This is a genomic window from Nocardioides stalactiti (assembly GCF_014180715.1).
In the GTDB taxonomy this organism is placed as follows: domain Bacteria; phylum Actinomycetota; class Actinomycetes; order Propionibacteriales; family Nocardioidaceae; genus Nocardioides; species Nocardioides stalactiti.
Window position 1 is genome coordinate 1 of the sequence record NZ_JACEFC010000161.1, and the last position, 3,445, is coordinate 3,445.

6 protein-coding genes and 1 tRNA gene are annotated in these 3,445 nt (G+C 70.9%); all 7 read left to right on the top strand.

Annotation, left to right across the window (positions count from 1 at the left end; genetic code table 11):
* Positions 1-606: hypothetical protein (locus H0487_RS20745; protein WP_183096127.1), on the top strand; the 606-nt coding region annotated here is incomplete at its 5' end.
* A gap of 42 nt (positions 607-648) precedes the next feature.
* A complete protein-coding gene (locus H0487_RS20750; RefSeq protein ID WP_183096128.1) occupies positions 649-1,191 on the top strand; it encodes a glycine cleavage system transcriptional repressor in 543 nt (180 codons plus the stop codon).
* A gap of 70 nt (positions 1,192-1,261) precedes the next feature.
* Positions 1,262-1,825, top strand: a complete 564-nt coding sequence (locus H0487_RS20755; protein WP_183096129.1) for a peptide deformylase — start codon at positions 1,262-1,264, stop codon at positions 1,823-1,825.
* A 28-nt stretch (positions 1,826-1,853) separates the two neighbouring features.
* A tRNA-Leu gene (locus H0487_RS20760) sits at positions 1,854-1,927 on the top strand.
* A 54-nt stretch (positions 1,928-1,981) separates the two neighbouring features.
* Positions 1,982-2,230 (top strand): type II toxin-antitoxin system Phd/YefM family antitoxin, encoded by a 249-nt coding sequence (locus H0487_RS20765; RefSeq protein ID WP_183096130.1) that lies wholly within the window; start codon positions 1,982-1,984, stop codon positions 2,228-2,230.
* Positions 2,227-2,616: a type II toxin-antitoxin system VapC family toxin gene (locus tag H0487_RS20770; protein WP_183096131.1), complete on the top strand. Its 390-nt coding sequence runs from the start codon at positions 2,227-2,229 to the stop codon at positions 2,614-2,616. Before H0487_RS20765 ends, H0487_RS20770 begins: the two co-directional genes overlap by 4 nt.
* A 17-nt stretch (positions 2,617-2,633) precedes the next feature.
* Complete coding sequence (locus H0487_RS20775) at positions 2,634-3,341, top strand: SAM-dependent methyltransferase (RefSeq protein WP_220793638.1); 708 nt, start codon at positions 2,634-2,636, stop codon at positions 3,339-3,341.
* Positions 3,342-3,445: the final 104 nt, after the last annotated feature.

Below are 3,445 nucleotides of genomic sequence, written 5' to 3' on the forward strand. Positions count from 1 at the left end.
GGCGTCGCGGGAGCGGCTGCCGCGGTCATCGTCCTCACCGGGTCCGACACCGTCGACGTGAAGGTCCCGGCCACCGCCGACATCTACCTCGTCGGTGCCGACGACGAGCTCACGGCCCAGCTCAGCGACCCGGGGACCGAGCCGATCAAGATCGACGTCGACGGCGCGAGCACCATCCGCTTCACCTCGGTCGAGGGCGACGTCGCCGCGTGCGACGGCTGCGCCCCAGGCTCACCGGACGGCAGCAACGAGGTGTTCGCCTCGACCGCCGTGACCGGGTTCAACGGCATCCCCGGCGTCACCCACGCCGACCGGGCCCTCTTCGTCGTCGGCGTCTTCGTCGGCGAGGACCAACCAGCCTTCCCCTCCGACGCGGTCGAGGACCTCACCGAGGAGTCCGACGCCGCGTCGCAGAGCCCCTACCTGGGCGAGCCGATCTTCATCGGCGACGGCGAGACCGACGACGGGACGCTCCAGGAGATCGAGGTCCCCAGCGACGCGACAGCGCTGTACATCGGGTTCGCCGACGGCTACGGCTTCGTCGGCGCTCCTGGTGCGTACGGCGACAACAGCGGCACCGTCTCGGTCGAGGTCGAGATCGACTGAGGCCGCTACCCGCGGGGCGGGCCGTGCTGGAAGGATGAACGGATGAGCACGCCGCGCCAGTACGCCGTCACCGTCCTCGGCCACGACCGGCCGGGGATCATCGCCGAGGCGACCGAGGGGCTCGCGGGTCTCGGGCTCAACATCGAGGACTCGACGATGACTCTGCTGCGCGGTCACTTCGCGATGATGCTGCTCTGCTCGGTCGAGGGCAGCCATGGCCGGGTGGCGCCCAGCGAGATCGAGCACGCCCTGACCGGGCTCACCGTCGCCGGCGACCTCGACGTGTCGGTGCGGCCGGTGACCGACGAGCCGAGCCCGGCCTCCGCTTCGAGCTCCTGGGTCCTCACGGTCCACGGCGGTGACCGTCCCGGCATCGTGTCGGCCGTCGCCGGCCAGGTCGCCGCGGCCGGCGGCAACATCACCGACCTCACGACGCGGCTCAGCGGTGACCTCTACCTGCTCGTCGCCGAGCTCGACCTGCCGGCCGACGCCGACGCGGCCGCTGTCGAGGCGGCCATCAAGGAGACGGCCCAGCAGGTCGGGGTGACGGCGACGCTGCGTGCGGTGGAGGCCGACGACCTGTGAACACCCCACACCGTTCATCGCTTCCTCCGCTTCGCTCCTCCAGCGAACAACGCTGTGGGGACCCCGGAAGATGAGCGAGGCGGACAGCCAGCGGTTGTCGGCGTGGACCGAGGCCGAGCTGGGGGTGGAGGGTCGCGTGCTCGACGTCGTCCGCGCGCCCGACCCGGTCCTCGCCACTGCCGGCGAGCCGATCGACCCGACCCTGCCGGACTGGGTCCAGCTGGCAGCCGACCTCGTCGCGACCATGCGGGTGAGCCCGGGGTGCGTCGGGCTGGCGGCCCAGCAGGTCGGCGTCGCCGCACAGATCTTCTGCGTCGACGTGTCCGACCACCCCAAGACCCGGACCCACCACGGCACGTTCGTCCTCTGCAACGCCGAGGTCGTCGAGGCCAGCCGCAACGAGCGGGCCCGCGAGGGATGCATGAGCGTGCCCGACTTCACCGGGGACGTGAAGCGCGCGACCCGCCTCGTCGTCACCGGCCAGCTGCCCGGCACGGGCGAGCAGGTCACCGTCGCCACCGACGCGTTCGAGGCGCGGGCACTCCTCCACGAGATGGATCACTGCGCGGGCTACCTGTTCATCGACCGGGTGGCGGGCGCGCACGCGATCCACCCGCGCCAGACCTACTTATGAGCCACTCGTGAGCCACTGAGCTCGTCCGGCCCCCGTATCCCAATCGGCAGAGGAAACCGTCTTAAACACGGCTCAGTCTGGGTTCGAGTCCCAGCGGGGGCACCTTCTCGTACGTACGCCGTTGCGAAGGACGTACGTACGACGTACCGTCGGGTCATGAGCGCAGCAGTGACTCCGTCGCAGCTCCGGCAGGACATCTATCGGTTGATCGACCGGGTGCTGGAGACCGGCGAGCCGTTGGAGATCGAACGCAAGGGACGGCGGCTCCGGATCGTCGCGGACGCCCCCGTCGACCGGTTGTCGAGGATCCGCGCCAACCCGGACCTCATCGTCGGAGATCCGGGCGACCTCGCGTCGATCGACTGGTCTGCGGAGTGGGATCCCGACCGGGCTCTGAACCCGTGACGGACCTGCACCTCGACACCAACGTCGTCCTGTGGCTGGCGCAGGGCGAGCTCGACCGGATCCCGGGCGTCCTCCGAGAGCGTCTGGCCGTCGACCCGCTCCGGTTCTCCCCGATGGTCCGCCTCGAGATCACCTACCTGCACGAGATCGGCCGGATCACCGAACCCGCCCACCGGATCCTTCCTGAGCTCGAGCACTCCATCGGTCTCCTCGAGCACCCGATGGCGTTCGAGGCCGTCACGAAGGCGGCTGAGACGCTGACCTGGACCCGCGATCCCTTCGACCGTCTGATCGCGGCCCATGCGCTGGTGTCCTTCGGGGTCCTGGCGACCAGCGACGAGAAGATCCGCAACGCGCTCGGCTCGGCCTACACCGTCTGGGACTGATGCGGGACAGTGGAGCCGTGAAGCACCACGACCACCGCCACGACCACCACGACGACGCGACGCTCGAGGAGATGCGGCAGGCGCTGACCCGCGAGTTCTGGGACGAGCGGTACGGCAGCAGCACCCGGGTGTGGAGCGGCAACCCCAACCGCCGACTGGTCGAGCAGACGGCCGACCTGACGCCGGGGCACGCGCTCGACGTGGGCTGCGGCGAGGGCGCCGACGCGATCTGGCTCGCCGAGCAGGGCTGGGAGGTGACCGCGCTCGACGTGTCGCGGGTGGCGCTCGACCGGACCGCCGAGCACGCGATCGAGCGCGGTGTCGACGGTCGCGTCCGCGTGGGGGAGTACGACGTGCTGTCCGGGCACCCGCCGCGTCACCCGCGTCGGACCAAGGGGTTCGACCTGGTCGCCGCGCACTTCCTGCACGTCCCGCGGGAGGACTTCGACGGCGTCTACCAACAGATCGCATCGGTGGTGGCCCCGGGCGGTCGCCTGCTCGTCGTCGCGCATCATCCCCACGACCTCGACAGCGGTGCCCGCCGCCCGCACGGACCGGGGCTGCTGTTCCCGCCCGAGCAGGTGCTGGCGACGCTGGGGGTGGAGGGCGGCTCGTCCGACGCGTGGGAGATCGAGGTCGCCGAGGTCCAGGAGCGCGAGCAGCCGACCGAGGAGGGGTCGATGCAGGTCCAGGACACGGTGGTCCGGCTGCGTCGCCGCCTGTAGTCACCTTCCGGCGGCCGCCTCGTTGTCCCCAGCGTGAGCCGACGTAGAACCTGTTCTATCGCCGCTGCCGCTACGGCGGCCGCGCTCCTCGTCGGGCTCGCGCC